Annotated in this window: 22 protein-coding genes and 1 pseudogene; 6 read left to right on the top strand and 17 right to left on the bottom strand. The window is 59.0% G+C overall.

What is annotated here, in order from left to right; all coding sequences use genetic code 11:
• The first annotated feature begins 64 nt into the window (after positions 1-64).
• Positions 65-382, top strand: coding sequence for a DUF3509 domain-containing protein (locus AB7M29_RS07970; RefSeq protein ID WP_454246652.1), 318 nt, complete (start codon positions 65-67; stop codon positions 380-382).
• On the opposite strand, the gene AB7M29_RS07965 is transcribed toward AB7M29_RS07970, so the two are convergent.
• Positions 379-879 (bottom strand): phosphate-starvation-inducible protein PsiE, encoded by a 501-nt coding sequence (locus AB7M29_RS07965; RefSeq protein ID WP_007903272.1) that lies wholly within the window; start codon positions 877-879, stop codon positions 379-381. The genes AB7M29_RS07970 and AB7M29_RS07965 overlap by 4 nt on opposite strands.
• 369 nt (positions 880-1,248) lie before the next feature.
• Between AB7M29_RS07965 and AB7M29_RS07960 the strand changes: the two are divergent.
• Positions 1,249-1,503 (top strand): annotated as a pseudogene (locus AB7M29_RS07960) (YebG family protein); the annotation flags it as partial.
• Positions 1,504-1,680: 177 nt separating this feature from the next.
• Here the strand turns inward: AB7M29_RS07960 and AB7M29_RS07955 are convergent.
• From AB7M29_RS07955 to AB7M29_RS07940, 4 genes are all read right to left on the bottom strand, one after another.
• The gene (locus AB7M29_RS07955) at positions 1,681-2,790 is read right to left on the bottom strand and encodes a dihydrolipoamide acetyltransferase family protein (protein ID WP_454246651.1); all 1,110 of its coding nucleotides are present in this window, start codon (positions 2,788-2,790) and stop codon (positions 1,681-1,683) included.
• A gap of 28 nt (positions 2,791-2,818) precedes the next feature.
• The gene (locus tag AB7M29_RS07950; protein WP_217857678.1) at positions 2,819-3,808 is read right to left on the bottom strand and encodes an alpha-ketoacid dehydrogenase subunit beta; all 990 of its coding nucleotides are present in this window, start codon (positions 3,806-3,808) and stop codon (positions 2,819-2,821) included.
• Complete coding sequence (gene pdhA, locus AB7M29_RS07945) at positions 3,801-4,895, bottom strand: pyruvate dehydrogenase (acetyl-transferring) E1 component subunit alpha (RefSeq protein ID WP_217857677.1); 1,095 nt, start codon at positions 4,893-4,895, stop codon at positions 3,801-3,803. Before pdhA ends, AB7M29_RS07950 begins: the two co-directional genes overlap by 8 nt.
• A gap of 123 nt (positions 4,896-5,018) precedes the next feature.
• The gene (locus AB7M29_RS07940) at positions 5,019-6,038 is read right to left on the bottom strand and encodes a Glu/Leu/Phe/Val dehydrogenase dimerization domain-containing protein (RefSeq protein ID WP_454246650.1); all 1,020 of its coding nucleotides are present in this window, start codon (positions 6,036-6,038) and stop codon (positions 5,019-5,021) included.
• Between the two features lie 183 nt (positions 6,039-6,221).
• Here AB7M29_RS07940 and AB7M29_RS07935 point away from each other — a divergent pair, with 183 nt between their 5' ends.
• On the top strand, positions 6,222-7,025 hold the full coding sequence (locus AB7M29_RS07935; RefSeq protein WP_052966684.1) for a SirB1 family protein: 804 nt from the start codon (positions 6,222-6,224) through the stop codon (positions 7,023-7,025).
• 112 nt (positions 7,026-7,137) lie between these two features.
• Here the strand turns inward: AB7M29_RS07935 and maiA are convergent, their stop codons facing one another.
• Genes maiA through hmgA form a run of 3 tightly spaced genes read right to left on the bottom strand, consistent with a single transcriptional unit; the run spans position 7,138 to position 10,398 of the window.
• Complete coding sequence (maiA, locus tag AB7M29_RS07930) at positions 7,138-7,773, bottom strand: maleylacetoacetate isomerase (protein WP_454246649.1); 636 nt, start codon at positions 7,771-7,773, stop codon at positions 7,138-7,140.
• 12 nt (positions 7,774-7,785) lie between these two features.
• Positions 7,786-9,090 (bottom strand): fumarylacetoacetase, encoded by a 1,305-nt coding sequence (gene fahA, locus AB7M29_RS07925; protein ID WP_454246648.1) that lies wholly within the window; start codon positions 9,088-9,090, stop codon positions 7,786-7,788.
• Positions 9,091-9,093: 3 nt separating this feature from the next.
• Positions 9,094-10,398 (bottom strand): homogentisate 1,2-dioxygenase, encoded by a 1,305-nt coding sequence (hmgA, locus tag AB7M29_RS07920; protein WP_454246647.1) that lies wholly within the window; start codon positions 10,396-10,398, stop codon positions 9,094-9,096.
• A gap of 163 nt (positions 10,399-10,561) precedes the next feature.
• On the opposite strand from hmgA, the gene AB7M29_RS07915 reads away from it, so the two are divergent.
• Positions 10,562-11,353 (top strand): IclR family transcriptional regulator, encoded by a 792-nt coding sequence (locus tag AB7M29_RS07915; protein ID WP_454246646.1) that lies wholly within the window; start codon positions 10,562-10,564, stop codon positions 11,351-11,353.
• Between the two features lie 33 nt (positions 11,354-11,386).
• Here AB7M29_RS07915 and AB7M29_RS07910 read toward each other — a convergent pair whose 3' ends face one another.
• From AB7M29_RS07910 to AB7M29_RS07875, 8 genes are all read right to left on the bottom strand, one after another.
• Positions 11,387-13,780, bottom strand: a complete 2,394-nt coding sequence (locus AB7M29_RS07910) for a dermonecrotic toxin domain-containing protein (RefSeq protein ID WP_454246645.1) — start codon at positions 13,778-13,780, stop codon at positions 11,387-11,389.
• A gap of 194 nt (positions 13,781-13,974) precedes the next feature.
• Complete coding sequence (locus AB7M29_RS07905) at positions 13,975-16,530, bottom strand: LuxR C-terminal-related transcriptional regulator (protein ID WP_454246644.1); 2,556 nt, start codon at positions 16,528-16,530, stop codon at positions 13,975-13,977.
• 140 nt (positions 16,531-16,670) lie between these two features.
• On the bottom strand, positions 16,671-18,038 hold the full coding sequence (locus AB7M29_RS07900) for a DUF1329 domain-containing protein (protein WP_454246643.1): 1,368 nt from the start codon (positions 18,036-18,038) through the stop codon (positions 16,671-16,673).
• Between the two features lie 23 nt (positions 18,039-18,061).
• Positions 18,062-19,855 (bottom strand): DUF1302 domain-containing protein, encoded by a 1,794-nt coding sequence (locus AB7M29_RS07895; RefSeq protein ID WP_454246642.1) that lies wholly within the window; start codon positions 19,853-19,855, stop codon positions 18,062-18,064.
• A gap of 573 nt (positions 19,856-20,428) precedes the next feature.
• Entirely contained in the window at positions 20,429-21,340 is a 912-nt protein-coding gene (locus AB7M29_RS07890) for an SDR family oxidoreductase (RefSeq protein ID WP_454246641.1), read from the bottom strand.
• A gap of 110 nt (positions 21,341-21,450) precedes the next feature.
• The gene (locus tag AB7M29_RS07885) at positions 21,451-22,353 is read right to left on the bottom strand and encodes an alpha/beta fold hydrolase (RefSeq protein ID WP_454246640.1); all 903 of its coding nucleotides are present in this window, start codon (positions 22,351-22,353) and stop codon (positions 21,451-21,453) included.
• Complete coding sequence (locus tag AB7M29_RS07880; RefSeq protein WP_217857666.1) at positions 22,354-23,136, bottom strand: class II aldolase/adducin family protein; 783 nt, start codon at positions 23,134-23,136, stop codon at positions 22,354-22,356.
• A gap of 185 nt (positions 23,137-23,321) precedes the next feature.
• Positions 23,322-23,777, bottom strand: a complete 456-nt coding sequence (locus tag AB7M29_RS07875) for a flavodoxin (protein ID WP_217857665.1) — start codon at positions 23,775-23,777, stop codon at positions 23,322-23,324.
• 103 nt (positions 23,778-23,880) lie between these two features.
• Here AB7M29_RS07875 and AB7M29_RS07870 point away from each other — a divergent pair, with 103 nt between their 5' ends.
• The gene (locus tag AB7M29_RS07870; RefSeq protein WP_454248703.1) at positions 23,881-24,357 is read left to right on the top strand and encodes a PAS domain-containing protein; all 477 of its coding nucleotides are present in this window, start codon (positions 23,881-23,883) and stop codon (positions 24,355-24,357) included.
• A 54-nt stretch (positions 24,358-24,411) separates the two neighbouring features.
• The gene (locus tag AB7M29_RS07865) at positions 24,412-25,017 is read left to right on the top strand and encodes a hypothetical protein (protein WP_052965544.1); all 606 of its coding nucleotides are present in this window, start codon (positions 24,412-24,414) and stop codon (positions 25,015-25,017) included.
• 3 nt (positions 25,018-25,020) lie between these two features.
• On the opposite strand, the gene AB7M29_RS07860 is transcribed toward AB7M29_RS07865, so the two are convergent.
• Complete coding sequence (locus tag AB7M29_RS07860; RefSeq protein WP_454246639.1) at positions 25,021-25,998, bottom strand: MerR family transcriptional regulator; 978 nt, start codon at positions 25,996-25,998, stop codon at positions 25,021-25,023.
• Positions 25,999-26,048 lie beyond the last annotated feature (50 nt).

The raw sequence follows: 26,048 nt of genomic DNA, 5'->3' as shown, positions 1-26,048 counted from the left end.
TGTTGCGAACTAATCCCGATCATGGCCGTCAACAACTGCACGTTCAATCAGGCGGTGACGCATTATGGACAACCCTTTTCAGCTCATTACCGATGCCTTTGCACCGGATTATCAAGTTAACCTGAGCATTCAGGGGCTGGACGGCAGCATCATGCTGACCCTCTCCAAAAGTGGCCGCGTAGTGGCCAAACGGATGATCAGTGCCGAACAGCGCAATGACCCCAAGCGCCTCAAACGCCTGGTGCAAAGCATTCAATTCGGCATCGCCATCGAACAGGGCCACAGCGCCGTCGCCATCCTTGAAGCCATGACCGACAGCGACAATCGCAACCCGCCGCCGCCCTTGGTCAAATCCCGGCCCCGACCTTCAATGGGGCTTTAAATCTCGCCCTTCTCCACCTCTGGATGCTCACCGGAACCCGCACCGATCTTGCGTTGCGGGTGTTCGATCTTCACCGAAGGAAATTGCGACGAGGCGTAACGCACCACCAGAATCGCAAACGCCAGCAGCAAAATCCCGCCGCACAGGTAGATGATCCCCAGGTCCGGCGGATTGTGGTGCGAGACGTTGGAGATCAGCAGCCGCGTCAGTGCGGTGATCGCCACGTAGATCAGGAAGCGCACCGGCATGTGGTTGGTCTTGAAGTAAATCCCGACCATCGCCCCCAGTTCCAGGTAGATGAACAGCAGCAAGATGTCATCGATCTTGATGTGCCCCTGTTCGAGCATTCCGAGAAATTCCATCACTGCCGCCCACGCGGTCACCGCACCGATGGCGAACAGCGCCAGGTAGTGGAAGGTCTCGACGAACAGGTTGCCCAGGGACTCGGCCAGTTGGTGCACGTTCTGCCGCAGGTTCTCGGCCCAGTTGATTTTCACTTTGAATGTTCCTTAGCTCGGTTCGAGCGGATGATGCGGGTTGGACGTGACGATTGTTCTGCATGCAGAAAAAAGGCCAGATACTGTTGGGTGAGATGGCGATGCGCTGCTACTGGACACTTTTTGTGGTGTCTGGACGGACCCCATCGCGAGCAGGCTCGCTCCCACAATGGTTTTGTGTACGCCGCAGATCTCTTGTGGGAGCGAGCCTGCTCGCGATGGGAGCGACACGGTTCACCTGACAAACGCCGATTACGGTCTACATTAAAAAGCCGCTACCCAAAGCGCAGGGATTCGCTTATCCTTTTAGCTGTATATAAATACAGTAGTCGAAACAGACAACTAATGTGAAGGCATGTGAGGTGGTGAATGGCCGTCGAAGTGGTATACCGCAGCAGCCGAGATCTGGAGCGCTTGTTCATGGATAAAGCCGAAGCTGACCGTCATGACAAAATGCTCGAACTGGCCGAATTGCTGGCTGAAGTGTTGCAAAAAGCCGTTCCGTCCCTGACCGAACAGCAAGTGGAAGAAGCCGGGATTTACATGGCGAAGAACCGTGATGTATTCGCCAAGGCATTCAAGAGCCAGCCGGACGCACTGTCCGAACTGCTGAATGCACCCGCCGAAGCCATTGAACCTGTTAAAGCCACTGAACCTGTTGAAGTAGCTGCACCCGTTGAAGTAGCGGGCGCTGAGCCGACCAAGCCAGCCAAAGCCGCCAAGACGCCAAAGTAAGCAATGCCCGAATTGAATAGGCCCTGAGTCAAATGGCTCAGGGCCTTTTTCATGTCTGCAAGAAACCTAGGCCTCGGGTTGTTCCAGCGCCTCGACCAACGCTTTGAAGAACCGCGCCGCCTCGCCACCGGTGACCACCCGATGATCAAAGGTCAGGGACAACGGCAGGATCGGATGCACCACCACTGCCCCCTCGACCGCCACCGGTTCATCGCGGATCGCCCCGGCGGCGAGGATCGCCACTTGCGGCGGCACCACCACCGGATTGGCGTAGCGGCCGAACAAAGTGCCGAAGTTCGACAGAGTCAGGGTCGCTCCCATCATTTCCTGAGGCGGGATCGAGCGCGCCTGCACGTCGGCCCGCAGACGCATCACACCTTCCTTCAAATCCGCCGCCGAGCGCTGACCGACATCGCGCAGCACCGGCACGAACAAGCCGTCCGGCGTATCCACGGCAATGCCCAAATCGAGTCGTTCGTGTTGCTTGAGCGCCAGGGTTTTGCCATCGAAGGCGCTGTTGAGCACCGGTTCTACGGCGCAGGCTGCCGCCATCGCCTTGGCCAGACGAATCAGCGGTTCTCGCGCCTGTCCCCAACGATACAAATCGGCATCACCGAAAATAGTCACCGGCACTACTTCAGCATGGGACCTGGCCATGTTCAGCGCCATGCTGCGTCGCACACCGCGCAGCTTCTCGCCGCCGAAGCGTTCGCGTTCCGTCTGGGCCGCGTTTTCTACGTCGTTGCGGGTGATCTGGCCGTTCTGACCGGAGCCGACCAAGGCATTCAGTTCAACACCGAGTTGCCGAGCCAGTTGACGCACCGCCGGCGTGGCACGGTTCGCCAGGTGCTCACGAGTCGAAGGCGCAGCGCCGATAAAAAATGCATCCTCCTGATTCGTGCCGCCGCCCTCGAGCCGCCCGACCACAGTGCCCGCATCTGCTTCGCCTTCGTAACCGAGCAGAGGTTCGCCAACGTGAAGGATGTCGCCCTCGCCACCGAATGTTTTCGCCACTACGCCGTCGTAGGGCGCGGGAATGTCCACCAGCGCCTTGGCGGTTTCCACCGACACCAATAGTTGGTCGGCCTTGACGGTATCGCCGACCTTGACGTGCCAACGAACGATTTCCGCTTCCTGCAAGCCTTCGCCCAGATCCGGCAGTTTGAAATATTTCATCGCAACCTCCTCGGCCTCAGGCGTCTCTTCAAGGGTAGTGCTGCATGACGATGTCGCAGGCATGAAGAATGTCTTCGACGCCGGGCATGTACAGCGATTCCAGTCGATACAGCGGCGGCGGGATGTCTGGCGCGGTGACTCGCTGGATCGGTGCCTGCAACTCCAGAAATACCCGTTCGTAGAGACTGGCGGCGATTTCCGCGCCGACCCCGCAGGAACGTGGTGCCTCATGCACGATCACGCAGCGACCGGTCTTGCGCACCGAGGCTTCCATCGTGTCGAGGTCCAGCGGTTTGATACTGGCGACATCGATCACTTCCGCCGAGACGCCCTGCTCGGCCAGTTGCGTGGCGGCTTGCAGGGTTTCCATCACGCTGGCGCCCCAACTGATCAAGGTAAGGTCGCTGCCTTCACGCAGGGTGAAACAGCTGTCCAGCGGCAGGCGCTTGCCGTCATCCAGCAGTGGTTGCGGGTTCATTCGATAGAGTCGGGTGGGTTCGAGAAATATCACTGGATCCGGGTCGTCGATGGCCGCGAGTAGCAAGCCATAGGCCCGGGCTGGCGAGGATGGGATCACCACCCGCAGCCCCGGAATGTGCGCGAACAGGGCTTCAGTGCTTTCGCTGTGATGTTCCGGCGCACGAATCCCTGCGCCCATCGGCGTACGCATCACCATCGGGCAGGTGATCCGCCCGCGCGTGCGGTTGCGCATGCGGCTGGCGTGGGACACCAGGTGCTCCATGGTGGCGTAGATGAAACCCATGAACTGGATTTCCACCACCGGTTTCAGGCCTTGGGCCGCCATGCCCACCACCAGCCCGCCGAGCATGGTTTCGGCCAGCGGCGAGTCGATCACCCGCTTGAAACCAAAGCTGTCGCGCAGGCCCAGCGTTGCGCGGAACACGCCCCCATTCACCCCGACGTCTTCACCGAGGACGATGACGTTTTCGTCTTCACTCATGGCCCGATGCAACGCCAGATTCACCGCTTCCAGCAGCGTCACCTTACCGTTACTCATGGCCCGAACCTCCCGTCCGGCGCGCCACCCGTTCGAGAAATTCTTCGCGCTGCTCGGCCAGGGCTTGCGGCCACTGGGCGTAGACATGATCAATCACCGATTCCGGTGCCTGCAGGCCAGCCGCTTCGAAGTTATCCACAGCCCCCTGCACCAAACCTTGGCATTCGCTGATCAGTGCCTGTTCGCGGCCTTCGTCCCATACGCCTTGCCCGGCCATGAAGCGTTGCAGGCGTTTGATCGGCTCTTCGAGCCAAGCCTGCTTGACCTCGTCCGCCGATCGGTAGCGCGTGGCATCGTCGGCCGTGGTGTGATCGCCGAGGCGATAGCTCAGGCATTCGAGTAACACCGGGCCTTTACCGTGGCGCGCCCGTTCGAGGGCCGCTTGCATGCGGTCGTAAACGGCGAGCATGTCATTGCCGTCGACTTGTTCACCGTGGAAGCCGGCCCCTATGGCTTTCTGCGCCAAGGTCGGAGCGCCGCACTGGATTCGTCGCGGCACCGAGATCGCCCATTGGTTGTTGTTGATCACAAACACCACCGGCAACTGCCAGGCGCCAGCAACATTGAGGGCCTCGAGGAAATCACCTTTGCTGGTTCCGCCGTCGCCGCAGGTGGTGACCGCGACTCGATGCTCGCCGCGGATCTTGAAGGCGCTGGCGACGCCGCAGGCATGCAGGGCCTGGGTGGCGATCGGCACACAGATCGGGAAATCCTGAGCGACCGCCGGGTCGGCAAAGTCGCTGCCACGCTCATCGCCGCCCCAATACAGCAGGATTTCTTCCATGCCCACACCGCGCATCAACTGCACGGCGGTGTCTCGGTAATACGGGATCAGTACGTCTTCGGCGTGCATCAGGCTGCCGACCGCGACACCAATGGCTTCCTGGCCCAAGGTCGGCGCATAAGTGCCGATGCGCCCGGTGCGTTGCAGGGCGACAGCTTTCTGATCGAAAAGGCGGGTCAGGACCATCTGCCGATACAGGCGCGTCAGCAGATTGAAATCGTCGGCCCAAGAGGGAAGATTGCCGAGCAACTGGCCGTCAGGGGATAAAAATCGGGTGTACGGCAACTCCACCTTGTGAAGCATCACAGGGCTCCTGGCACGCGTGAGTCGGCGTGCATTTGTCAGGCCCGACGTTTGTGGCGCAGGGCTTGGGGAGCAATGGCCGGATAGGCTCTCACTCCTTTCAAACTTTTCACCGGTACAGCGTCACCGGTACAACACTTTCTCCGCCAACTCATCCGCCACCCGGGCCGGAGAACGCTTTTCCGCTTGGGCATGGGCGAATACTTCGGTCAGCCGTGAACTGATTTTCGACAGGTGCGCGGTAATGGTCGTCAGCTCTTCCCCACGGTGTTTGAGCGACACGTAGATCAGCCCGCCGGCATTGATCACGTAATCGGGCGCATACAAAATGCCCCGGCGCTCCAGCTGATCGGCGATTTCCAGATGGATCAACTGGTTGTTTGCCGAACCGGCGACCGCCGCGCAGCGCAGTTGCGACACACTGTTGGTGTTTAGCACACCGCCCAGGCCGCAAGGCGCGAGTATGTCGCACGGTGTGCTGAGCAGTGCATCGTTGGCGATCGGATGAGCGCCCAACTGCTCCATGGCCAGCTGCACTTTGCCATGATCGATGTCGCTGACCAGCAGCTCGGCACCGGCCGCGTGTAGCTGTTCGGCCAAGGCATAACCGACATTGCCCAGGCCTTGAATGGCGATGCGCAAGCCTTCGAGATTATCGCTGCCCAAGCGGGCCATGGCGGTGCTGCGAATACCCGCGAATACGCCCATGGCCGCGTGAGGTGCAGGGTCGCCCGCGGCAGTGGTGCTGGTGACGAATTGCGTCTGTTGGGCGATGCAATCCATGTCCGCCACCGAGGTGCCGGCGTCGATGGCGGTGATGTAGCGACCGTCGAGTTCGTTAATGCAGCGCCCGAAGGCTTCAAATAGCGCTGCGCGGTTTTCCACATGGGCCGGGCGAAGAATCACCGCGACGCCACCGCCCTGAGCCAGGCCGGCCAGGGCCGCCTTGTAACTCATGCCTTGGGCAAGGCGCACAGCATCCTCGATCGCAGATTCATCGCTGGGGTAAGCAAGGTAACGACACCCGCCCAGGGCAGGTCCCAGACGGCTGTTGTGGATGGCAATCACCGCCTTCAACCCGGTGGCCGGATCAACGCTCAGGTGCAGCGATTCAAGGCGAGTGCTTTGCATGAGAGCGAACATCGTAGGGCTCCCGAATCACTTCTTGTAGTCGCCAGTATAGGCTTGCGCACAAAAATTGCAGAAGCGCACCGGAATAAGCGAGTCCGCTTTGAACGCTTTCGGACATAACCTGTTACTACCTATGTGCAGGACTGGACGAAAGCGCGCGACGGGGCTAAAACGAGGCATTCCTCGGAGATTTTGATGACCCCGCGCCAACGTTTTTTCGACTGTCTGCAACGATCACCGCCCGCGCTGTTCGAGGCGGCGCTGTGGATTGCTGTGGAACACGATAAAGAGCTGGATCCCGAGGCGGTGCTGGCGGACTTCAAGGACCTGCAACAGCGGGTCAGCTACGGGTTGCCGATGCTGCCGGTGAGTGAATTGGCCCAACCGTTGTTGCGGCGAATGAATGACCTGGGGTTCGCTCAGGACGACTCCACGCCCTTGCGCCCGCAAGTGGCGTTACTCAATAAAGTACTGGAACGTCGGCGGGGCCAGCCGCTGGTGCTGGGCCTGATTGCGCTGGAACTGGCCAGAAGGCTGGAGATTCCCATGGTCGGGGTCAACTTTCCCGGGCATTTCCTGCTGCGGGTGCAAGGCGCCGATCATCTGCTCGACCCTTGCGGCGGGCGACGGCTATACCCCAACGACTGCCGGGAGTTACTGCAACGCCAGTACGGCCCGAACATGCAGCTCGGCGCCGAGCATTTACTGACTGCCGAACCGGTGCAGATGCTGCAGCGACTGTCGCGCAACCTGCGCCAGTTGTACCTCACGAACGATGACTACATCGACGCCCTGATCGACGCCGAGCGCGTGCTTGAATTGGGCAACGCCAGCGCTTCCGACTATCTGGCCCGGGCCAGCCTCTATCAACGACTCGACTGCCCGAATGCCGAGCGTTTTGACCTGGAGCATGCGCTGCTGCTCAGTGACGATCCGATCCAGCGAATTCGCCTGACTGAACGGCTCGGGCATTTGCCGCCCAACTCAGTGGTTCACTGATCCCATGTGGGAGCGGGCTTGCTCGCGAAGAAGGCACCGCGGTATTTCTGACGCACCGCGTTATCGTTCTTCGCGAGCAAGCCCGCTCCCACATTGGGTCTATGTGAAGCCATTAAGGGGTATCGGGCTGATTCGCCGGATGGGCCAGGAAGAAGGCTGGGTGTGTCGCCGCCAGCGCCGCCACTCGACGAATTCGCGGGTAGGCTTCCAATGAAATATTGAAGCGCTCGGCTGCATACAACTGCGGGATCAAATAGACGTCCGCCAGCCCCGGTTGATCGCCAAAGCAATAACCGGTGTCACCGATCAATTGCTCCACCGTCGCCAAGCCTTGGCTGATCCAGTGACCGATCCACTCCACCACCTGCGGCTCATCGTGTCCCAACTGCCGAAGCTTATTGAGCACGCTGACGTTGTGCAGCGGGTGAACATCGCAACCGATCACCGCCGCCACGCCACGCTCATGAGCGCGGGCAGCGAGGTCTTTGGACAGCAATGGCACCTGTGGATAACGTTCCTCCAGGTACTCGATGATCGCCGGTGACTGGATCAGCAACTCGCCTTCATCGGTACGCAAGGCTGGCACCCGGCCTTGCGGGTTGATGCCCAGATACGCCGGCTGCCGATGTTCGCCCCCCTGCGGCGCGATCAGGTTGACCGGCAGCGCCTGGTAATCCAGCCCCTTGAGCGCCAGTGCGATACGCACCCGGTAGGACGAGGTCGAACGGTAGTAGGTATAGAGTTCCATGTCCCGATCCTCTTAACGCGCTGGCAGCACTTTGCCGCGGCATTCGCCGAAACCGATCGAAGCAAAACCCTCGCGGCTGCAACGTGCGCGCAGGATGATTTCGTCGCCGTCCTCGAGGAACTTACGCACCTCGCCCGACGCCAGTTCGATCGGCTTTTTACCACCCTCGGTGATTTCCAGCAGGCTGCCGAACTGACCGTTTTCAGGACCGGACAGCGTGCCCGAACCGAACAGATCACCGGCCTGCAACTGACAGCCGTTGACGCTGTGGTGCGCAACCAGTTGTGCAACGGTCCAGTACATGTGTTGGGTGTTGCTGAGGGTCAGGCGATGGGCTGGCAGATTTTGCTCGCGCATCGATTCGGTCAGTAGCAGCACTTCGAGTTCGATGTCGAAGGCACCGGCGGCCTGATCACGTTTGTCGAACAGGTACGGCAGCGGCTGCGGATCGCCTTCCGGGCGCGCAGGCTGGGCACGACGGAACGGCTCCAGCGCTTCGGCCGTCACCACCCACGGCGAAATGCTGGTGATGAAACTCTTCGACAGGAACGGACCCAGCGGCTGGTATTCCCAAGCCTGGATGTCCCGCGCCGACCAGTCGTTGAGCAGGCAGAAACCGGCGATGTGATCGGCGGCTTCACCGATGGCGATGGAGTCGCCCATCGCGTTGCCCTGACCGATCCAGATACCCAGTTCCAGTTCGTAGTCCAGACGTGCGCACGGACCAAATGTCGGCTCGGTCTGACCGGCCGGCAGGGTCTGGCCTTTCGGACGGCGAACGTCAGTGCCGGACGGGCGAATGGTCGAGGCACGGCCGTGGTAACCAATCGGCACGTACTTGTAGTTCGGCAGTAATGGGTTGTCCGGGCGGAACAGTTTGCCGACATTCTGCGCATGCTCGATGCCGACATAGAAGTCGGTGTAGTCGTTGATCTTCGCCGGCAGGTGCATTTCGCAATCCGCCGCCAGCGGCAGCAGTTTGGCGCCTTGAGCCTCAATCTTGCCGTGCAGGGTGCTGCCTTCAGCAAACAGTTCCAGCAGACGTTCGCGCAAAGCGACACGAGCCTCGCGGCCCAATTCGAAGAACGCATTCAACTGGCCGCCACGGGTGGCTTCGACTGCTTTCTTCGCAATGCCATCGAACAGGCCGGCATCCAGTGCCGCTTCCAGATCAAAAATGTGAGCGCCGATCGCCACACCACTGCGCGGCGCGGAGCCCTTCACGCTGAACACGCCTAATGGCAGGTTCTGCAGCGGAAAATCCGCGTGGCCGTTGGCGGAGGCAACCCAGCTACGAGTGATGGAAGTCTGAGTCATGGGTTATCTCCGGGTCGGGTCGAAAGTGGCGGGCAGCGTGGCCCAGCAAGCATCGTAATTGTTTTGCAGTTGCGGGCAATCCAGGGCGAATCGGCTCGGGCGCAACACTTGGCTGGTCTCGAACATGAAGGCCATGGTGTTATCGATTTTAGCCGGCGCCAGTTCAGCGTTGATCGCCTTGGTGCAGGTCTCGCCGTCGGGGCCGTGAGCGCTCATGCAGCTGTGCAACGAGGCACCGCCAGGCACGAAACCTTCGGCCTTGGCATCGTATTCGCCCTGGATCAGGCCCATGAATTCGTTCATCAGGTTGCGGTGGAACCACGGCGGACGGAATGTCTTCTCGGCGACCATCCAGCGTGGCGGAAAGATCACGAAGTCGAGGTTGGCCAGACCATGCACGCTGGTTGGCGAGGTCAGGACGGTGAAAATCGACGGATCCGGATGATCGAAACTGACCGTGCCGATGGTGTTGAAACGGCGCAGGTCATATTTGTACGGCACGTTATTGCCGTGCCAAGCGACCACGTTCAGCGGCGAATGATCGAGCTCGCAACCCCACAACTGGCCGAGGAATTTCTGCACCAGGGTGGTCGGTTGCTTGAGGTTTTCGTAATGGGCCACTGGCGTCAGGAAGTCGCGGGGATTAGCCAGGCCATTACTGCCGATCGGCCCCAGATCCGGCAGGCGCAGAGGGGCGCCATGGTTTTCCGCGATGTAGCCGCGAGCTTGCGGGTCGAGCAGTTCGACGCGAAATTTCAGCCCGCGCGGCAGGACGGCGATTTCCAGAGGCACAAGCTCCAGCACGCCCAGTTCAGTGGCGATGCGCAAGCGGCCCAGTTCCGGCACCAGCAACAGTTCGCCGTCGGCGTTGAAGAACACGCGTTCCATGGAACGGTTGGCGCGGTAGTTATAAATGCTGATCCCGGCCGGTTTTTCCGCGCCCGAGTTGGCGGCCATGTTCACCAGCCCGTCGATGAAATCGGTCGGTTCGGTCGGAATGTCCAACGGGTTCCAGCGCAGGCGATTGGGGGTTACTTCATCCAATGGGCCGCCGGCCAGTTGCCGATCCAGTTTGACGAATGCCGGGTGATTGGCTGACGGCTGAATGCGGTACATCCAGGTCCGTCGTGCTTCGCTGCGAGCCATGGTAAAGGCCGTACCGGAGAACAGTTCGGTGTACAGGCCGTAAGGGGCTTTTTGCGGGGAGTTCTGGCCGACGGGCAGTGCGCCGGGCAATGCTTCGCTGCTGAATTCGTTGCCAAAGCCTGACTGATAAGCCAGCGCTGGCGCCGTTGAATCGAGGTTCATGGAGCCTCCTGAACGGGAGTAGGCAATGGCCTGTCACTCTGCTGAAGAGGTCTTGGCACGCCTGGGTTATTTTTATCGTAATTAGATTACGCATAACGTAATTTGATTGGTATTGACCGTCAAGCTATAAAGACGCCCATTCGTCCCGGGATCACACCGCCTCATGACCAGCGAAAGCAACGGTAAACAGAAAGTCCGCTCGGCCGAAGTCGGTACCGACATCCTCAAGGCGCTTGCCGAGTTGTCGCCGTCGACCTCGCTGTCGCGCCTGGCCGAACACGTGCAGATGCCGGCGAGCAAGGTTCACCGCTATTTGCAGGCGCTGATCGCCAGCGGTTTTGCCGAGCAGAACCCCGCCACCAACCACTACGGCCTCGGCCGTGAAGCGCTTCGAGTCGGCCTGGCTGCTTTGAACAGTATGGACGTGCTGAAAGTCGCCGCCCTGCCCTTGGCCGAGTTGCGTGATGAGCTGAGTGAGACCTGCTTTATAGCGGTGTGGGGCAACCAAGGCGCGACGGTGGTGCACATTGAACCTGCGGTGCGCGCGGTGACAGTGGTCACGCAATTGGGCTCGGTTTTACCGTTGCTCAGCTCGTCGACAGGGTTGGTGTTCAGTGCCTACTTGCCCCACCGCGAAACCGATGAGTTGCGCGATTTCGAAGTTCGCGCCGTCGACGTTCATCCGTTGGCCGATGAGCAGGCTTACAGCACATTGTGCGAACAGATCCGTGAACGCGGCTTGCACCATGTTCACGGCTTGCTGATGCCCGGCGTGGATGCGTTGTCGGCGCCGGTGTTCAATGCGGTCGGACAGGTGGCGGCGGTGATGACCATCGTCGGCCCGACCTCGTTGTTCCATGCCGATGAAAACGGCCCGGCGGCGCAGCGCTTGCTGGCGGCGACCCGGGCCGTGAGTTGGCGGATGGGGTATCAATCTGAAGACTTCAACCGCTGAGCGGGATCTGGAAGCAACGGCCAGCCTTGGCTATTACACAAGGGTGGTTTTGCTGACAGAGCTTCCAGGATCGGCCAGGATCTCTTTGATCGCCTCGAGCGCCCGCTCCTCCAAGCCTGGTTGGCCTGTGGCCGCGCTGTACAATTTTTCGACCTCTCGCGCATCACCCAGCAAGTCAATGAGATTTTTCTGCACCTGACTGGCTCCCGCTCCACCTATCCCGGCCTTGCCCAGCGACGCCAGTTCAATCAACGCTTCCTTGAAATGCCCCATGGCTTTTGCCCGGTCACCCTCGGAGTAGGCCGCGACCCCCTGCACCAAATTCTGGGTCAGCAACGCGGCACTCAATGCAATACCCACAGGCGCAAAGACGATGCTGATCACGCTGACTGCCGTCACGACAGCGTCGTACACCAGGCCGCCAATGATTTCGCCGAGGCTTTGGGTGGCCTCATCGACATCAGAAATGATCTTGTACACCACGTCGTTGTAGCAGTCGTTCAGATCGGTGACGCGACTGTTGCGCACCAGAGCTGGCGCTTCTGTGAAGTTGGCCAACTGCTCAAGATCTGTCAGATAGGTACCAACCTGCGGCTGGTACTTCGCGAACACTCGATCATACAGATAGTCACCAATGCCCCGGGTTTTCACGGCGGGTACAAAATCCTTGAAGGGACGCAGTTCGCAGCCATCCGGTGCATTCGGGGTATACAGGTATTCTTCGACTTTCCCGGCCACAAGCAGCCTGAACACGAATACCCCCACCACCAGACGATCCCGGAGAAAGAGCTTGAACAAGACACTGTGGCGCACATCGCCAGGCGCTTCACCGACGGGACTGGTCGGCTGCATCGAATCGAACGCCACGATAACCTTCTCGAGTTCGATGACATGCTGTGGTGGTATGCGCCCTGTGAAAGCCGCTTGCATGAGTGACACGGTCATCTGGCGACGCATTGCACCTATGCAAATCTCTCGCTTTAACAGTCCTTCGGGATTGGAGCGGTTGAGATAAACCGAACGCAACATGTCGATGTACTTCTCACCGGGGCGCAATGTTTTCGACCAACTGGAAATATCGCGGATATCAAGCGTTCTGATATCCGGATGGTCGGTCGCCCACGTGAAGCGTGGATAAAGAGGCTGACCGATGCCGCTGGCTTCAAAATGCACTTCACGAACGATCAGTTCAGTCAGTGTCATCTGTTGTTCCTGACTGATTTGCACATAAATCCGGTCAGGGTTGACCGCTAAACTTTCACCTCGTTGCAGTAATACTTGTTCGACTCGTTGCTTGATCAGGTCGAAGCAAAACCGCTCGTAGGAAATGAACCCGCCCTGGCGCACCTCAAGGGTTTTCAGAGCCTTGAGTTCGCAATTGAGTCGCGTAAAGCGCTGACGCTGTTCATCGGAGGCAATGCGATAACCATAGGGTGTCAGACTTTCTTCTTGCGCAACCAGCCATGCCCGATGATTGAAAACAATACTCTTCAGCACTTCCTCTCCTTGATAGAAAGAAGGTGCCAGCCTGGCGCCGCGCCAATTGTTGGGTCGTGGCGGGATTGTTTTCAGGTAACCACCAATCTCTTCCCGTTCCAGCGCGTGAGTCTGCCATACCAGATAATCTCGACCTTGTTCCGTCGCCGTCCAGGCGCTGAGAGATAGATCCAGCACCCTGAAGGTTGCAAAGCGGTGCCAGTCCTGACCACCGGGCGCTCCCGGCGCGTACAAAAACCAATCGTCCGAATAGCCATCAAGAGGGCCGACGACGACCACATCACAAAGTGGACGGGTGTCTTCACGCAACTGCAAAGGCGCCAGCGACAGGCTCGTGTCTCCGGCTACAGCACGTCGAATAAGTTGCAGGTTATCGTCGTTGAGATGTCCCTGGAGCTTCGCGGCAAATGCACTCAGTAAAAGCCGGTCACGAGTGACATTGTTCATGGCCGCCAGCACACCTGCTCGCAGGTAGACACTCCGGATTTCAGCCCCAAAAGCTGCGCGTACGTCAGTGGTAAGTACTTCTTCCAGCCATTGCTGGTTTAGGCCCGATGGCAAAAATCCATCGCTCTTGAAAGTGATCTGGCCACGCTGACCATTCTCATGCAGCCCATGCAGCAGCAAGTCGGTCAGAGATCGCTTGTCCTCCTGAATGTAGGTTCGACCGTTCTGCTGGAACACATAACGGCAGTGGGTCGTGATGTTGTCGGGGTTAAGGGTTGCGCCAAACTCCATTAGCAGCGCCTGACTCATCAGGCTCTGGGCATAAACTTGTAGACTGGTGAAGCGCCCGAGTTGTTTTTCCAGATCGTTACGACTATCGATCAACTGTTGTTCCAGTTCGCCGTAATGTAATTGATCGGCGGCACTCGCGTACTCAAACCATTGCGGACGGCTGTCGCTTACTGCGGAGTAAATTGTATTCATGATATTAACTTCTGTCCTTTGTATAGTTTAAAAAAACCAACTTTACCGCTGGCTCCTTTAAAACTATTCCAGAACAAACAAACAACAAACTGCCTATCCAATACCAAATATTCGCATTCAATACCACATGTAAAACAACACCCTCTCAAAACACAAAATTCAAAAAAACCAATACAGCCTAAAAAGCCCTGAAATCATCCGCACAACCCAAGTAACTTTGCCTTTGCCACGGCTTGCGTCCTGCGCTCCACTCCTAACTTTCCGTGAATACGCCGGGCATGGGTTTTAACAGTATGCAAAGAAATGAACAGGGCATCTGCAATCTGTTGATTGGAATGACCGAGTGCTATTAACTCCAGTACTTGTCGTTCACGCTGGCTCAATGCACCTGTTTCACCTGAACGCAGGATAAGTTCGTCTGGCAAAACAGAAGACCGGGTTTCAAACAATGCACCCTGACGCTGTCTCAACTCTCTCAACACCTGTTGTCCCTGGTATCGCTCCACACTGCAAACGCCCTCTTGCAACATACCGATGGATTGTTCCGTACGGCCGGCGAGCCACAATGCTTCGGCTACCGCCAGTTGCAACTCAGTGGCGAGCGCCCACATACCGCGCGCCTGTGCGTGTGTCATCAAAAACTCAAGCTGTGCCGTGGCATCACACATCTGCGGCGCTAACCGGACTCGGGCGAGGATCAGCAGGTATTCGATTCGTGGAATCAACTCCAGAGTGGCCGGCGGCGCCTGTCGTGCCCGGGGCCCGCGATAGTGTTTGAGTACCCGGCTCAACGCCTCGCGCGCCAGTTCGGGACGTCCCTGTTGCAACCAGAAATGACTACTGACCTGCAACAGCACTCCTCGGTAGACCGTGTCCGGAATCTGCCGCTGCTGCATCAAGCGCTCGGCATCGCGCAAGCGAACAAAGGCCTGGGCGTAATCGCCCTGATTGGCCGCCAATTGCGCCTGACCGAGAAAACCGTAGAGCACACGTTTGTCGTGGCTGCGCAGACAATCGTCGAGACCGTGCTGAAAGAACTCGGTGGCCCGTTCCTCCTGCCCCATGCATAACGCCAGTCGTCCACGTCGCAGGGCGATGCGCCCGAGCAGAGGCGTGGGCCGATCCCCTTGCTGGCAGAGCAGTTCGTGCACGTTGAGCAACAGGCTCTCGGCGCGGGCCGGAGCTCCCCGCTGCTCCAGCAATTGTGCATGATCGAGTTCCATCAAGCCCTCGAACACCAGCGAACCTTGCGCCCGCGCCAGGCACAACGCCTCGCGGTTATGGGCTTGCGCCACGTCGAGTTCGCCCCTTAGCAAGGCCTGTTGCGTCAGACCGGACAAACACATCAGGCGCGCGGTCCAGCAGTCGGGATCGAGCGCATTCAACGCGTCAAGGAAGTGCGCGCGCGAAGTCTCCATTCGTCCCTGTAAATGCAGCAACCAACCCTGCAAGGCCTGCCAGCGTGCAATCAATCGACGCTGAAGCACCGCCGAGGGTTGAGGCGTGAAGTACGCCAAATGAGCAATGCAGGCAGTCGCCTGTTCGAAACGTCCGGCGAATAACAGCGTAGCTGTAATCAATCCGACCAATTGCGGGCTGCCTAGCGTCAGTTCCTCGCCTTGCTGCTCATGCAAACGCAACAACAGCACCACCGTCTGCTCCTCGAACAAATGCTCGAAACTGAAGTGCTGCAGCAGGCTGACCGCCACTTCGTATTCCTCGGCGAGCAATGCCTGTTCAAAGGCTGACTTCCAGTCCTGTTCGGTACAGAACCACTGGCAGGCACGCCGATGCCAGGAGCGTCCTGCCGGCCATTGCTCATCGCGCAACAACTGGGTGAACGGGGTGAAAATCTGTAGCCAGTCGGTAGAGTCCCGCCAGGGTTCGATGAAACAGCCCAGCGCTTGCAAGGTCCGCAAGTATTGAGCACCCTCCCCGGCCCCGAACAGGTGATCGCACAGCCGTGCATTGAAGCGGGGCAAGTGGGCCAGTACGCGCCAGGCCTCGCTCAACTCAGGCGTTAGCGAGCTGAACAACTCATGCTCAAGGTAATCGAGCAAGGTGTCCGCCCGGCCCAAGGGTTTGTCCTGACGCGACCAGTCGCACTTCTGCAGCAACGCAATCCGCACACCGGCACACCAGCCGCCGGTGCGCTGGATGATCCGACTGGCCACCTTGCTGGCCTGCTCGGGTACCCAAGGCTGCAATATCTGCTCGACTTCACCCGAGGTAAAAGCCAGCGAAGCGCTCTCGCACTCGTACAACTCATCGTCGAGCAGCAACCTTGGCCAGTTGCAGGGTGGCCGGCGGCGGGCTCCCAGCCACCAGGTCAGCATCGGGCTGCTGATCGCCAGCATGCGATCCAGTAGCAGATCCAGCTCCGGGTTTGGCAGCCGGCAATAGTCATCGAGAAACAGCCAGGTCGGCGTCTGCAATCGTGCCAGACAGCCCAGCAACCCGGTTTCATCCGATGAGGCCAGCCCAAGTGTCTCTGCCAGACGATGACGAAAATCCGCCGCGCTCGACGCCACGCCAGACATTGGCAACCAATGCACCCGGCACTGGGTTGGCGCCTGCAACAGGCATTCGGCGAGCAGCGCGCTCTTGCCACTGCCGGCGGGTGCGCAGAGCAATTTCACCCGTGCCGTTGAGGCCAGTAACGGCTCACTCAGACGGGCCCGCGACAGGTGATGAGAGGACAGGCGGGGCAGGAATCCAGAACGGTCCAGACACGGAGTCATGGCGGTCATTGCGGCGTGCCTTTTTATAATTGTCCGGCCACCCTAGCCCTCTATAACCCGCTTGTTGAGAAGTATTCAGGACGCTGATCGGCTCCCATAAAAAAGGCGACCCGCAGGTCGCCTCTGGTGATGCCAATGTATCAAAACCGTTACCGAACACCCTCGGCGCGCAGAGCCGACGGGGTGTAGTCCGCAGACTTGGCGTTGAAGCCGAATTCGAAGCTGTGCTTCTCTTCGTTCTTCATGCCCAGGGCAATGTATCGGCCGGCAATGATGTCGTAGAGCGCCTCCAGGGTGTAGGCCGGAGTCTGGTGATCGTAGTAATACTGGGCGTGACCTTCGGCCACTCGCCACAGTTGGCCGCGACCATCGTAGTGATCCGCCAGCGCCACTTGCCAGCTGTCTTCGTCGAGGTACATGTGGCGCTTGGCGTAGATGTGCCGCTCGCTCGACTTGACCGTGCCGACCACTTCCCAGACCCGATGCAGCTCGTAGCGGGTCAGGTCCTGGTTGATATGCCCGGCCTTCACCACGTCATCGTACTTGAGGCTCGGCGAGTCGAGTTTGTAGCTGTTGTAGGGAATGTACATTTCCTTTTTGCCGACCAGTTTCCAGTCGTAGCGATCAGGCGCGCCGGAGAACATGTCGAAGTTATCCGACGTGCGCAAACCATCGGCGGCGGTGCCCGGTCCGTCGTAGGCCACTTGCGGTGCGCGTCGCACTCGACGTTGACCGGCGTTGTAGATCCACGCCAGACGCGGCTCTTTCACCTGATCGAGGGTTTCATGCACCAACAATACGTTGCCCGCCAAGCGCGCCGGCGCGGTCACCGATTGTTTGAAGAAGGTCAGTACGTTGGCGCCTTTTTCCGGATCCAGATCCTTCATCAATTGCGGTACGGCGATCTCTTCCTCGAAACGGATCGGCGTGTAGCTGCCGTTGGTCTGTGGGGTCACCTGGGTGATGATGCGTCGCAGGTTGCCGCCGTGATAACGGGTGATGTGGTTCCACAGCACCTCGACGCCGTTCTTCGGAATCGGGAATGCGTAATAGCGATTGCCGGTGAAATTGGCCAGGCCGTTACCGTCGTTGATGCTGTTCACATTCAGCGCGCTGCGCTTGGCCGACTCGTAGATTTCCGGCGGCAGGCCCACGGTGCGATGGGTCGGATAGACCGGGATCTTGTAAGTTTCCGGGTAGCGCTTGAACATCGCCACCTGGCCATCCGAAAGCTTGTCCTTGTACTTATCAACAGTCGCGGCGGTGATGGTGAACAACGATTTTTCGCTGGCGAACGGGTCAGCCAGGAAGCCTTTGCTGTCGACCGCGCCAGCGTTTTTCGGGATGCCACCGGTCCAGGCCGGGATCGAGCCGTCGGCGTTGCCGGCTTTCTCGGCGCCCAATGGCGTGAGTGTGGTGCCAAGCTTGTTGGCTTCTTCCGGCGAGACCGCCGCCATCACGTTAGCGGCCAGCAGGCTCAGGGCCAGGGCGCCGCATTGCAGAATCATCTTGCGCATTAACATCATCCTTCTCAGCCAGATCAGAAGTTCACACCGAAGCTCAGCGCCAGGAAGTCACGGTCTTCCAGAACGTTGTAGTCACCGCCGAAGAAGTCGGTGTAACTGAGGCTCGCGGTATAGGTGTTGCGGTAATCGGCATCGACACCGACGCTGACCGCCTTGGCGCCTTCGTTGAACAGCCCGTTGGGACCGTAGCCGGCGACGTCATGGGACCAGGACAGGTTGGGTTTGAGATTGATCCCGCCGATCACGTTGGCGTAGTCGAGAATCGCCCGGGCGCGGTAGCCCCAGGAAGTCGAGGTGACGAAGCCGTCGGTATCGCCACCGAAACCGTACTGGCCGTAGACCGAATCCCGGCCATAACGCAGTTTGCTCCGCGACTCCAGACCACCGACTCGTACCACCGCTGCTTCACCGACCAGGGTCAGGCGTTGGGCGCCCAGCACTTGATCGAAGAAGTGCGTCAGAGTGCTTTGGACCTGAGTCACTTCCTTGCGGCGATAACCGGTGTTGTCGGCACCTGGCCGGGTCGCGACAGGCGATGCGGCACCGCCGGCGATCGGGTTAAGCAACGCCAGGGTCAGGTCGTTGGTGTTGACCTGCACCGGAGCGTTGGGCCGGTAGCTGATTTCGCCGGTCCAGGCAGTGCCGGTGGGCAACGTGGTGGAGAAGCTCGCACCGTACAGACGAATGTCTTCCGGGTATTCGAGGTAATACTGACCGCGCCCGAGCATCACGCTTTGGGCCAGGCCCGAGCCGCTGCCCGGAGCCAGACGGTTGGCGGCGCTGATCATGCCCGGCAGCCTGGCCAGTGTCGACAGCCCGGCGGTGGTGGTGCCGACGGTCGGTGTGCGACTGTGGTAATTCATGAAGTAGAGGCCGTATTCGGTGTCGTCACCGAGCCAGCGCAAGGCTGTGCCCCACTGCCCCGAATCCCGGGCATCGCGGTCGCCGCCACGGGGCACGATCACACCTTCACGGCTGACCTGGATAGGTTGGCCAAAGGCTGCCGCGAGCGGCGCCAACGGGGCAATCGCCGGGCTGCCGACGGTGTAGCCGTTGTTGCAGCCGTCCGCCGCCACGTCGACGCCAAAGAAGGTGCCGCAGTTGTCGAGAACCGTCTGATCCCACTCCAGTTGGTAGAAGCCTTCCACCGTGAGCTGATCGGTCAGGCCCTGGGAGGCGAACAACATGTTCACCGGAATCAGGCCTTCCTTGATCTCGGCGCCAGGACGACGGAACGCGGAAACGTCGACCGGGTTAATGCTGTTGATCGAGTTGCCGATGAAGGTGCTTTCACCCCAGCTGACCACCTGCTTGCCGGCGCGCACGGTGCCCGGCAGATCGGCAATCGAATAATTGTGATAGACGAATGCATCGAGGATCTGCGCGCCCGAAGACTTGGCGCCTTCCTTGCGACCGCTGTCGCTGATCTGCTTGAACTCGCGGTCTTCATCCTTCAGCTCGAAGTCGTACCAGTACTTGCCACGAACGAACACGCCCGTGTCGCCGTACTTCAACTCGAGGTCGTGGATACCTTTGAAGATCTTGGAGAAGGTCTCGCCTTTCTTGAAGTTCAGGCGTCCGTCATCACCGGTCGAAGACTGGCCAGTGCCGCCGTTGACGGTGCCCACCAGTGACTTGTCGGCATCGCGCATGCCCCAGCTCGCGCCGACCGACAACGAGGAATCGAACTGCCCCTCGATTTCGCCGATGTTGAATGAAACAGCCTGCGCCTGAGCACAGCAGCCCAAGGCCACCGCAGCGGCCAGCGCTTGCGGTTTGAAGATGGCGCGCATTGTTGTTTTTGTCATGCGTCTTCCCCGGTGAGTGACAGAAGGCCTCACCCTACTGCCGCACGCCGGGAGCGATAAGCGCACCAAGGAGGTATTCGCGTTGTACCTCCAAAGGATGAATGCCCGCATAGGACGGGGGTTTGCGCGGGGTATGGATGGGCTGGATGGAGGGTTATCAGCGCAACGCATGGGACGCGGGTTGAATCGGGCATGTGGCAGATGCCGAAGGCTGCTACAGGGTTCAGCCAAAGACTGTTGCTCAGACTGCAACAGTGCATGTCTGGAATCGCTATTTTTCCTTTGCGCTCAAGCCCTTATTCTTGCCGGGCTTTCACGGCAAACGGCCTGAAAGCACGAAGCGACGGGGATTGATAGACCACCCCGTTGGCGACAGAATCCAGATGATTTGAAGCATATTTTTTCGACTCATCGCCCCGTGTTCACTGACGTTGATTTGTTGCTCCTTGATCCAACGTCTTACTTTGGCCGCTGCGTTTGCAGCGGCCTTTTTTATGGGCGAAAGGTTTTCAGGCAGGGAGTCATCGAGAGGAGATGGCAGAGCTCAGGCAAGCCCCGCCAGATGTGGCGCAATCAGATGGAATACCTCTGCAAGTTCTCCATCATTTCCTTCAGCGCTTCAATATTGTCCTTCGGATGCGCCGCGCCTTCGAAATCACAGATCTGCTGCCAATGCGCCGCCACATCCTCCGGCGAAAACCCCACCCGCGGATCAAACCCGGCGCCCAGGCTGCGCTCCCAGCGCACCTTGCCCATCCAGCCGCCACCCACTTCGAACAGCCCGGACGTTTCCTGGCAATGTTCGCTGGCCAGGTACACCACCAGCGGGCTGACCAGTTCCGGTTTGAGTTGTTCGAACACTTGTGGCGGGATCAGGCCTTCGGTCATGCGGGTGCCGCCGGTGGGGGCGATGGCGTTGACCAGGATGTTGTGCTTGCGGCCTTCGATGGCCAGTGTGCGGGTCAGGCCGTAGAGGCCGAGTTTGGCCATGCCGTAGTTGGACTGACCGAAATTGCCGTAGATGCCCGAAGTCGACGCGGTGAAGATCACACGACCGTAGTTTTGCTCACGCATGTGCGGCCAGGCAGCGCGGGTGACCTTGTAGGCGCCCTCGACGTGGACGCGGTAAACCAGGTCCCAGTCGCTGTCGTCCATTTTGTGAAAGGTCTTGTCCCGCAGAATACCGGCATTGTTCACCACAACATCGACACGACCGAATGTGTCGAGGGCATTCTGGACGATTTTGTCACCGTCGGTGACGGAGTCATGGTTCGCCTCGGCGGTACCGCCCGCTTCACGAATCTCCGCTACCACACGATCGGCAGCCGATGCATTGGCGCCTTCGCCTTGAGCCGAACCGCCGAGATCATTGACCAGCACTTTGGCGCCCTGCTTTGCGAACAGCAGCGCGTGCGCCCGCCCCAAGCCACCGCCCGCACCGGTGACGATCACCACTTTATCTTCGAAGCGCACAGACTCATTCATGGGGAACTCCAGCAGGCCAAGGGACAATGAGTGCGAGTGTCAGCCACGGGGCTGCCGGTCACAATAAACACGGGGGCGGCTGAATGGTGCGCGATAAGGCAGCGGGATAATCAGGAACACGCCACTTTGAGCGGTGGTGAAACCAGCCGGTCGCGAAACTCCAGATAGTGCTTGAGCACCTGAACCGGCGCTTCAATCTGCGGATAATGGCCAATCTCTGGCAGCAAGACCGTGTCCGGGTCGGGAATCAGTTGCCGATAGCGCGCCACCATATGTGCGCCGGACACCGGATCGACCTCGCCATCGATGACCCGTAGCGGCACCTCGCCGCGCTGCATGGCGCTGACCCAACGCTCACGCTGGACACGGCGCTGCGGGATGTAACTGATCAATTTGTGCATGATCCGTTGCCCGCGATTGTTGTCGACCAAGCTCCAGAAATCATCCAGTTCACTTTCGGTGGGCCGGGTCTGCGGACCGAACACCTGCTGGAAACTCTTCACCAGAGCGTCTCGGGTAAAGGCTCGCCCGATCATCCAGCCCAAGGGGCTGAGCAGGAGTTTTTGCATCAACACCGGGCGATGGGTTTCGGGAAACAGCCCGCCATTGAGAAACACGCAACTGGCAATATCAGCGCGCGTTTCATAGTGCCGGGCCAGCAGTTCCTGGGCCACGCTGTCGCCATAATCGTGTGCCAACACGTGAACGGGTTGTTCAACGTTCAAATGCGCCAGTAAGGCCTGTTGCAGATCGGCCTGTTCCAGCAGGCTGTAGCCGTGGTTCACCGGTTTGGCCGAATCGCCGAAGCCGAGCATGTCGCAGGCAATCACCCGATAGCGCTGCGCCAGCGGCTGCCACAGGTAATGCCAGTCCCAGCTGGCGGTCGGAAAGCCATGGATCAGCAACAGCGGCTCGCCCTGCCCAGCGGTCCAATAGCGCAGGGTCTGAGCGCGGAATACGAACGTCTGGCCGCGTTTGCGCCAGACACACAGTGGAATCTCGGCGAGGGCCATTTAGAGTTTATAACCCGGGTCTTGTTTATCGAGTTTGCGCAGCAGCGCCGGCCAGGCCAGCGCGCCGCCCATCCCTTGAGCACTTTTGGTGACACCGGCGATCATCGCCTTGGCGCCCGCCAGAATCTGCGGTTCGATGGCGATCAGCTCAGCGCCACCGTTCTGCGCCAGCACTTGAATCTCGCAGGCGCGCTGAAAGGTAAACATCATCAGGAACGTGTCGGCGATGGTGCCGCCACAGGTCAGCAGACCGTGGTTGTGCAGCATCAGGAAATTGTTTTCGCCAAGATCGGCTTGCAGCCGCGCCTTTTCTTCATGGTTCAGCGCAACACCTTCATAGGCGTGATAAGCCAGGCTGGAAAGGACGAACAAGGACTGCTGACTGATCGGCAAGATGCCCTGCGTCTGTGCCGATACCGCCACCCCCGCCGCGGTGTGGGTGTGCAGTACACACGCGACGTCATGACGGACTTCATGCACGGCGCTGTGGATGGTGTATCCCGCCGGGTTGATCTCGTAAGGGCTGTCCATCAACTTGTTGCCGGCCTGATCGACCTTGACCAGGCTCGACGCAGTCATTTCATGGAACATCAGCCCAAACGGATTGATCAGAAAGTCTTCAGTGCCCGGCACCTTGGCGGAAATATGCGTGAAAATGAGATCGTCCCAGCCGTGCAAGGCGACCAGGCGATAACAGGCGGCCAGATCGATGCGGGTCTGCCATTCGGCGGCACTGACTTTGTCTTTGATGCTGTGTGGCGATTGGACGGGGGCTACGCTCACGGCAAGGATTCTCTTTTTTATTTTTCTGGGTTTTTATTGTTTTTTGCTGCGTTACAGCAGTCTAGTCAGCCCCCGGACTTCGTGTAGTTGCATTGGCAGCCAGCTTGATGGCCGAGCGAGTCAGTGCGCGGGTGAGTCTGGATCCATGTCAAAGCATCGCCGCCAATAAAGGCGCGAGCGGCCGGTCAGCTCCGCAAAACGTTGACCAGTTCCGCCAGCCAAGGCTCGGCGTCGGTTTCCGGCGTCACGGTTTCGCTGGCGTCCAGGCGCAGCATCGGCAGGACTTCGTGCACGCCCAGTTCGCCAAACAATTCACGCATTTGCTCACCGCCGCCGCAGAACGTATCGCCATAACTGGAGTCGCCCAAACCGATCACCGCACCCGGCAAGCCACGCCAGGCGGCGGGCAATTGATCGCGGATGGCGAAATACAACGGCTGCAGATTGTCCGGCAACTCGCCCATGCCGGTGGTCGAGGTCACCGCCAGAAATGCTTCGGGGCCAAACGCCTGAACATCGGCGAGTGTCGCGCGCGGGTTGTGCCAGGTTTCAAAACCGGCGGCGTTCAAAATGCTTGCTGCGTGGCGGGCGACTTCTTCAGCCGTGCCGTACACCGAGCCGGAAAGGATGGCGACTTTCATCAATCTGATCCTGAATCTAAATAAAAGTAGGAGATATTAACAGCACCGCCCTCATTGATCTTTTAGAATGCAGCGTATCAATCAATACGCAAAGGACTCTGCGATGATCAACGCCTCTCTGCTGCAAATGGCGATCGACGCTTCCAACGACGGCATTGTGATTGCCGAAAAGGAAGGCGAGCAGGACAACATCCTGATTTACGTAAACCCGGCATTCGAACGCCTGACGGGTTATACCAGCGAAGAAATCCTCTATCAGGATTGCCGTTTTTTGCAGGCAGGAGACCGGGATCAGGCAGCCCTTGCCTTGATTCGGCAGGCGTTGGACAGCGGCGGCTCCTGCCGGGAAATCCTCAGGAATTACCGCAAGGACGGCACCCCGTTCTGGAACGAACTGTCGCTTTCCACGGTAAAAAACCCGCACGACGGACAGACCTATTTCGTCGGGGTACAGAAAGACGTCACGGTTCAGGTCAAGACGCAGCAGCGAGTCGCGCAGCTGGAAGCGCAGTTGGCCGAGGCACAAGCGGAAATTGCCGCACTCAAAACGACGAACGGCTCAAACCAATCTGCGAATTAGTGGTCATTTACTACAATCACCGATGACTTTGTAATTATTTCTTTCGAGCAAATCATGCAGCGCGACGCACTCCTGACCCAGGATGAGCTGGATTTTATCCAGAACATGCAACACAACCCGCAACTCAATGTGCGGGATGCGACGTCGAGTCTGCTCGTCAACGGAGGTTCGCAGATTCGTGACTTGCTCACACGCTTGGCCGCTCATGAGCAAGTCACCATCCAGGCCAATTTCGAAAATCAGCAAATAACCTTCCCGCTGCACCTGGTGGAAGATGAGTTTCACGCAATGCATCTACGCCTCGGCGTCCCCAGTATCTATGAAGACGGGCCGATGATTCGGCCATGGCGCCTGGCGCTCGAAGAACCGGTGGCGCTGGAAAATGCCAAGGGGCAACCCGGCACGATGTGGGTGCACGAAATATCGTTCAAAGGGGTATTGCTGGAGGTTCGCAACAAGACCAAGGCGCCAAAACACTTCGCGTTGTGGTTCAGCCCGTCAGGTTATGAGCGGATTGCGTTGCGCGGCACCTTCGAGCGTGAAACCGAGCAGGGTTTCTACGCCTATGAATTGAGCCAGAGCGACACGGACGAAACCGAACGTCTGCGTCAGTACATCCTTCAGCAACATCGTCTGACTCATCCTGCACTGCATATCTGAATCTCAGGTATCCAGGTTTCCCGCCAGGAACTGCTTCAGACGCTGGCGCATCACCCCTCCCTCGTTTCCCAGACAACCGATCGATGATCCGGCCAGTCTCTCCTGTGCCAGGTCCGATGCATCCCCGGCCAGCAACACCTGACAATCCAGGCTCATGGCCAAGCGTTTCAAACGTCGAGGCAATTCGCCGGCCGGCGCGTGACTGGAAACCAGCACCAGTGCCTTGGGCTTGATTTTCTCACAGACCAGGATCAGCTCGTCGAAGGGCTGACCGATCGCCAACAACTGAATAGTCGAATCGACACTGCTCAGATACAGCGCAGTGAGCAGCACTTCGAGTTCACGACATTGGTCGGCCAAGGCACAGACAATCACTCGTCGCGGTTGCATAACACGCACCAGCAGCAGCCGCTGCAACACTCGAGCTCGCAGAAAACCATCCAGGAAAAGCCACTCGCTGGTCTGACCGAACGCTTCATGGCGTTGTAGCAATAGCTTCCAGACCGGAATCAGAATCTCCTGAAACACCACGGTCAGTGGGTAACTGGAAAAAATCTGACCGTAGACTTGCTCCAGTTGAACTTCGTCAAAAGCACTCACCGCTGCCTTGACCCGCTGCTGCCATTGGCCGTAGTCGGCTTGAACGAGTTCGTTGGGAATGACCTGCGCCAGCACCTTGAGCGGTTCAGTCTTGGCCAGTATCTTGCCGACCTTGCTGACCGCGACACCGCGTTCTATCCAGCCGAGGATGCTGCGAACACGCTCGATATCGCTCATCGAATACAAACGGTGCCCGCTTTCGGTGCGCGTAGGTTGTATCAAACCATACCGCCGCTCCCATGCTCGTAGCGTGACGGGATTGACCCCGGTCAGGCGCGCGACCTCACGAATAGGAAACAGCTCTTCTCGCATCAGCGAGGTATTGGGGGGCAAGCCAGGTGCAATGTCGGTCAGCACAGCCATCTTGGGATTTACGTCCATGTACAAAATCTGGATACATTTAACGCTCCTACGCCGCTAGCATTCAAGGC

The organism is Pseudomonas sp. F-14 TE3623 (genome assembly GCF_053629015.1).
This window is presented reverse-complemented; position numbering and strand designations above follow the sequence as displayed.

Coding starts and splice junctions, on each gene's coding strand:
- AB7M29_RS07970 (WP_454246652.1), top strand. CDS start 65: ATGGACAACCCTTTTCAGCTCATTACCGATGCCTTTGCACCGGATTAT.
- AB7M29_RS07955 (WP_454246651.1), bottom strand. CDS start 2,790: ATGAAATATTTCAAACTGCCGGATCTGGGCGAAGGCTTGCAGGAAGCG.
- AB7M29_RS07950 (WP_217857678.1), bottom strand. CDS start 3,808: ATGAGTAACGGTAAGGTGACGCTGCTGGAAGCGGTGAATCTGGCGTTG.
- pdhA (WP_217857677.1), bottom strand. CDS start 4,895: ATGCTTCACAAGGTGGAGTTGCCGTACACCCGATTTTTATCCCCTGAC.
- AB7M29_RS07940 (WP_454246650.1), bottom strand. CDS start 6,038: ATGTTCGCTCTCATGCAAAGCACTCGCCTTGAATCGCTGCACCTGAGC.
- AB7M29_RS07935 (WP_052966684.1), top strand. CDS start 6,222: ATGACCCCGCGCCAACGTTTTTTCGACTGTCTGCAACGATCACCGCCC.
- maiA (WP_454246649.1), bottom strand. CDS start 7,773: ATGGAACTCTATACCTACTACCGTTCGACCTCGTCCTACCGGGTGCGT.
- fahA (WP_454246648.1), bottom strand. CDS start 9,090: ATGACTCAGACTTCCATCACTCGTAGCTGGGTTGCCTCCGCCAACGGC.
- hmgA (WP_454246647.1), bottom strand. CDS start 10,398: ATGAACCTCGATTCAACGGCGCCAGCGCTGGCTTATCAGTCAGGCTTT.
- AB7M29_RS07915 (WP_454246646.1), top strand. CDS start 10,562: ATGACCAGCGAAAGCAACGGTAAACAGAAAGTCCGCTCGGCCGAAGTC.
- AB7M29_RS07910 (WP_454246645.1), bottom strand. CDS start 13,780: ATGAATACAATTTACTCCGCAGTAAGCGACAGCCGTCCGCAATGGTTT.
- AB7M29_RS07905 (WP_454246644.1), bottom strand. CDS start 16,530: ATGACCGCCATGACTCCGTGTCTGGACCGTTCTGGATTCCTGCCCCGC.
- AB7M29_RS07900 (WP_454246643.1), bottom strand. CDS start 18,038: ATGCGCAAGATGATTCTGCAATGCGGCGCCCTGGCCCTGAGCCTGCTG.
- AB7M29_RS07895 (WP_454246642.1), bottom strand. CDS start 19,855: ATGACAAAAACAACAATGCGCGCCATCTTCAAACCGCAAGCGCTGGCC.
- AB7M29_RS07890 (WP_454246641.1), bottom strand. CDS start 21,340: ATGAATGAGTCTGTGCGCTTCGAAGATAAAGTGGTGATCGTCACCGGT.
- AB7M29_RS07885 (WP_454246640.1), bottom strand. CDS start 22,353: ATGGCCCTCGCCGAGATTCCACTGTGTGTCTGGCGCAAACGCGGCCAG.
- AB7M29_RS07875 (WP_217857665.1), bottom strand. CDS start 23,777: ATGAAAGTCGCCATCCTTTCCGGCTCGGTGTACGGCACGGCTGAAGAA.
- AB7M29_RS07870 (WP_454248703.1), top strand. CDS start 23,881: ATGATCAACGCCTCTCTGCTGCAAATGGCGATCGACGCTTCCAACGAC.
- AB7M29_RS07865 (WP_052965544.1), top strand. CDS start 24,412: ATGCAGCGCGACGCACTCCTGACCCAGGATGAGCTGGATTTTATCCAG.
- AB7M29_RS07860 (WP_454246639.1), bottom strand. CDS start 25,998: ATGGACGTAAATCCCAAGATGGCTGTGCTGACCGACATTGCACCTGGC.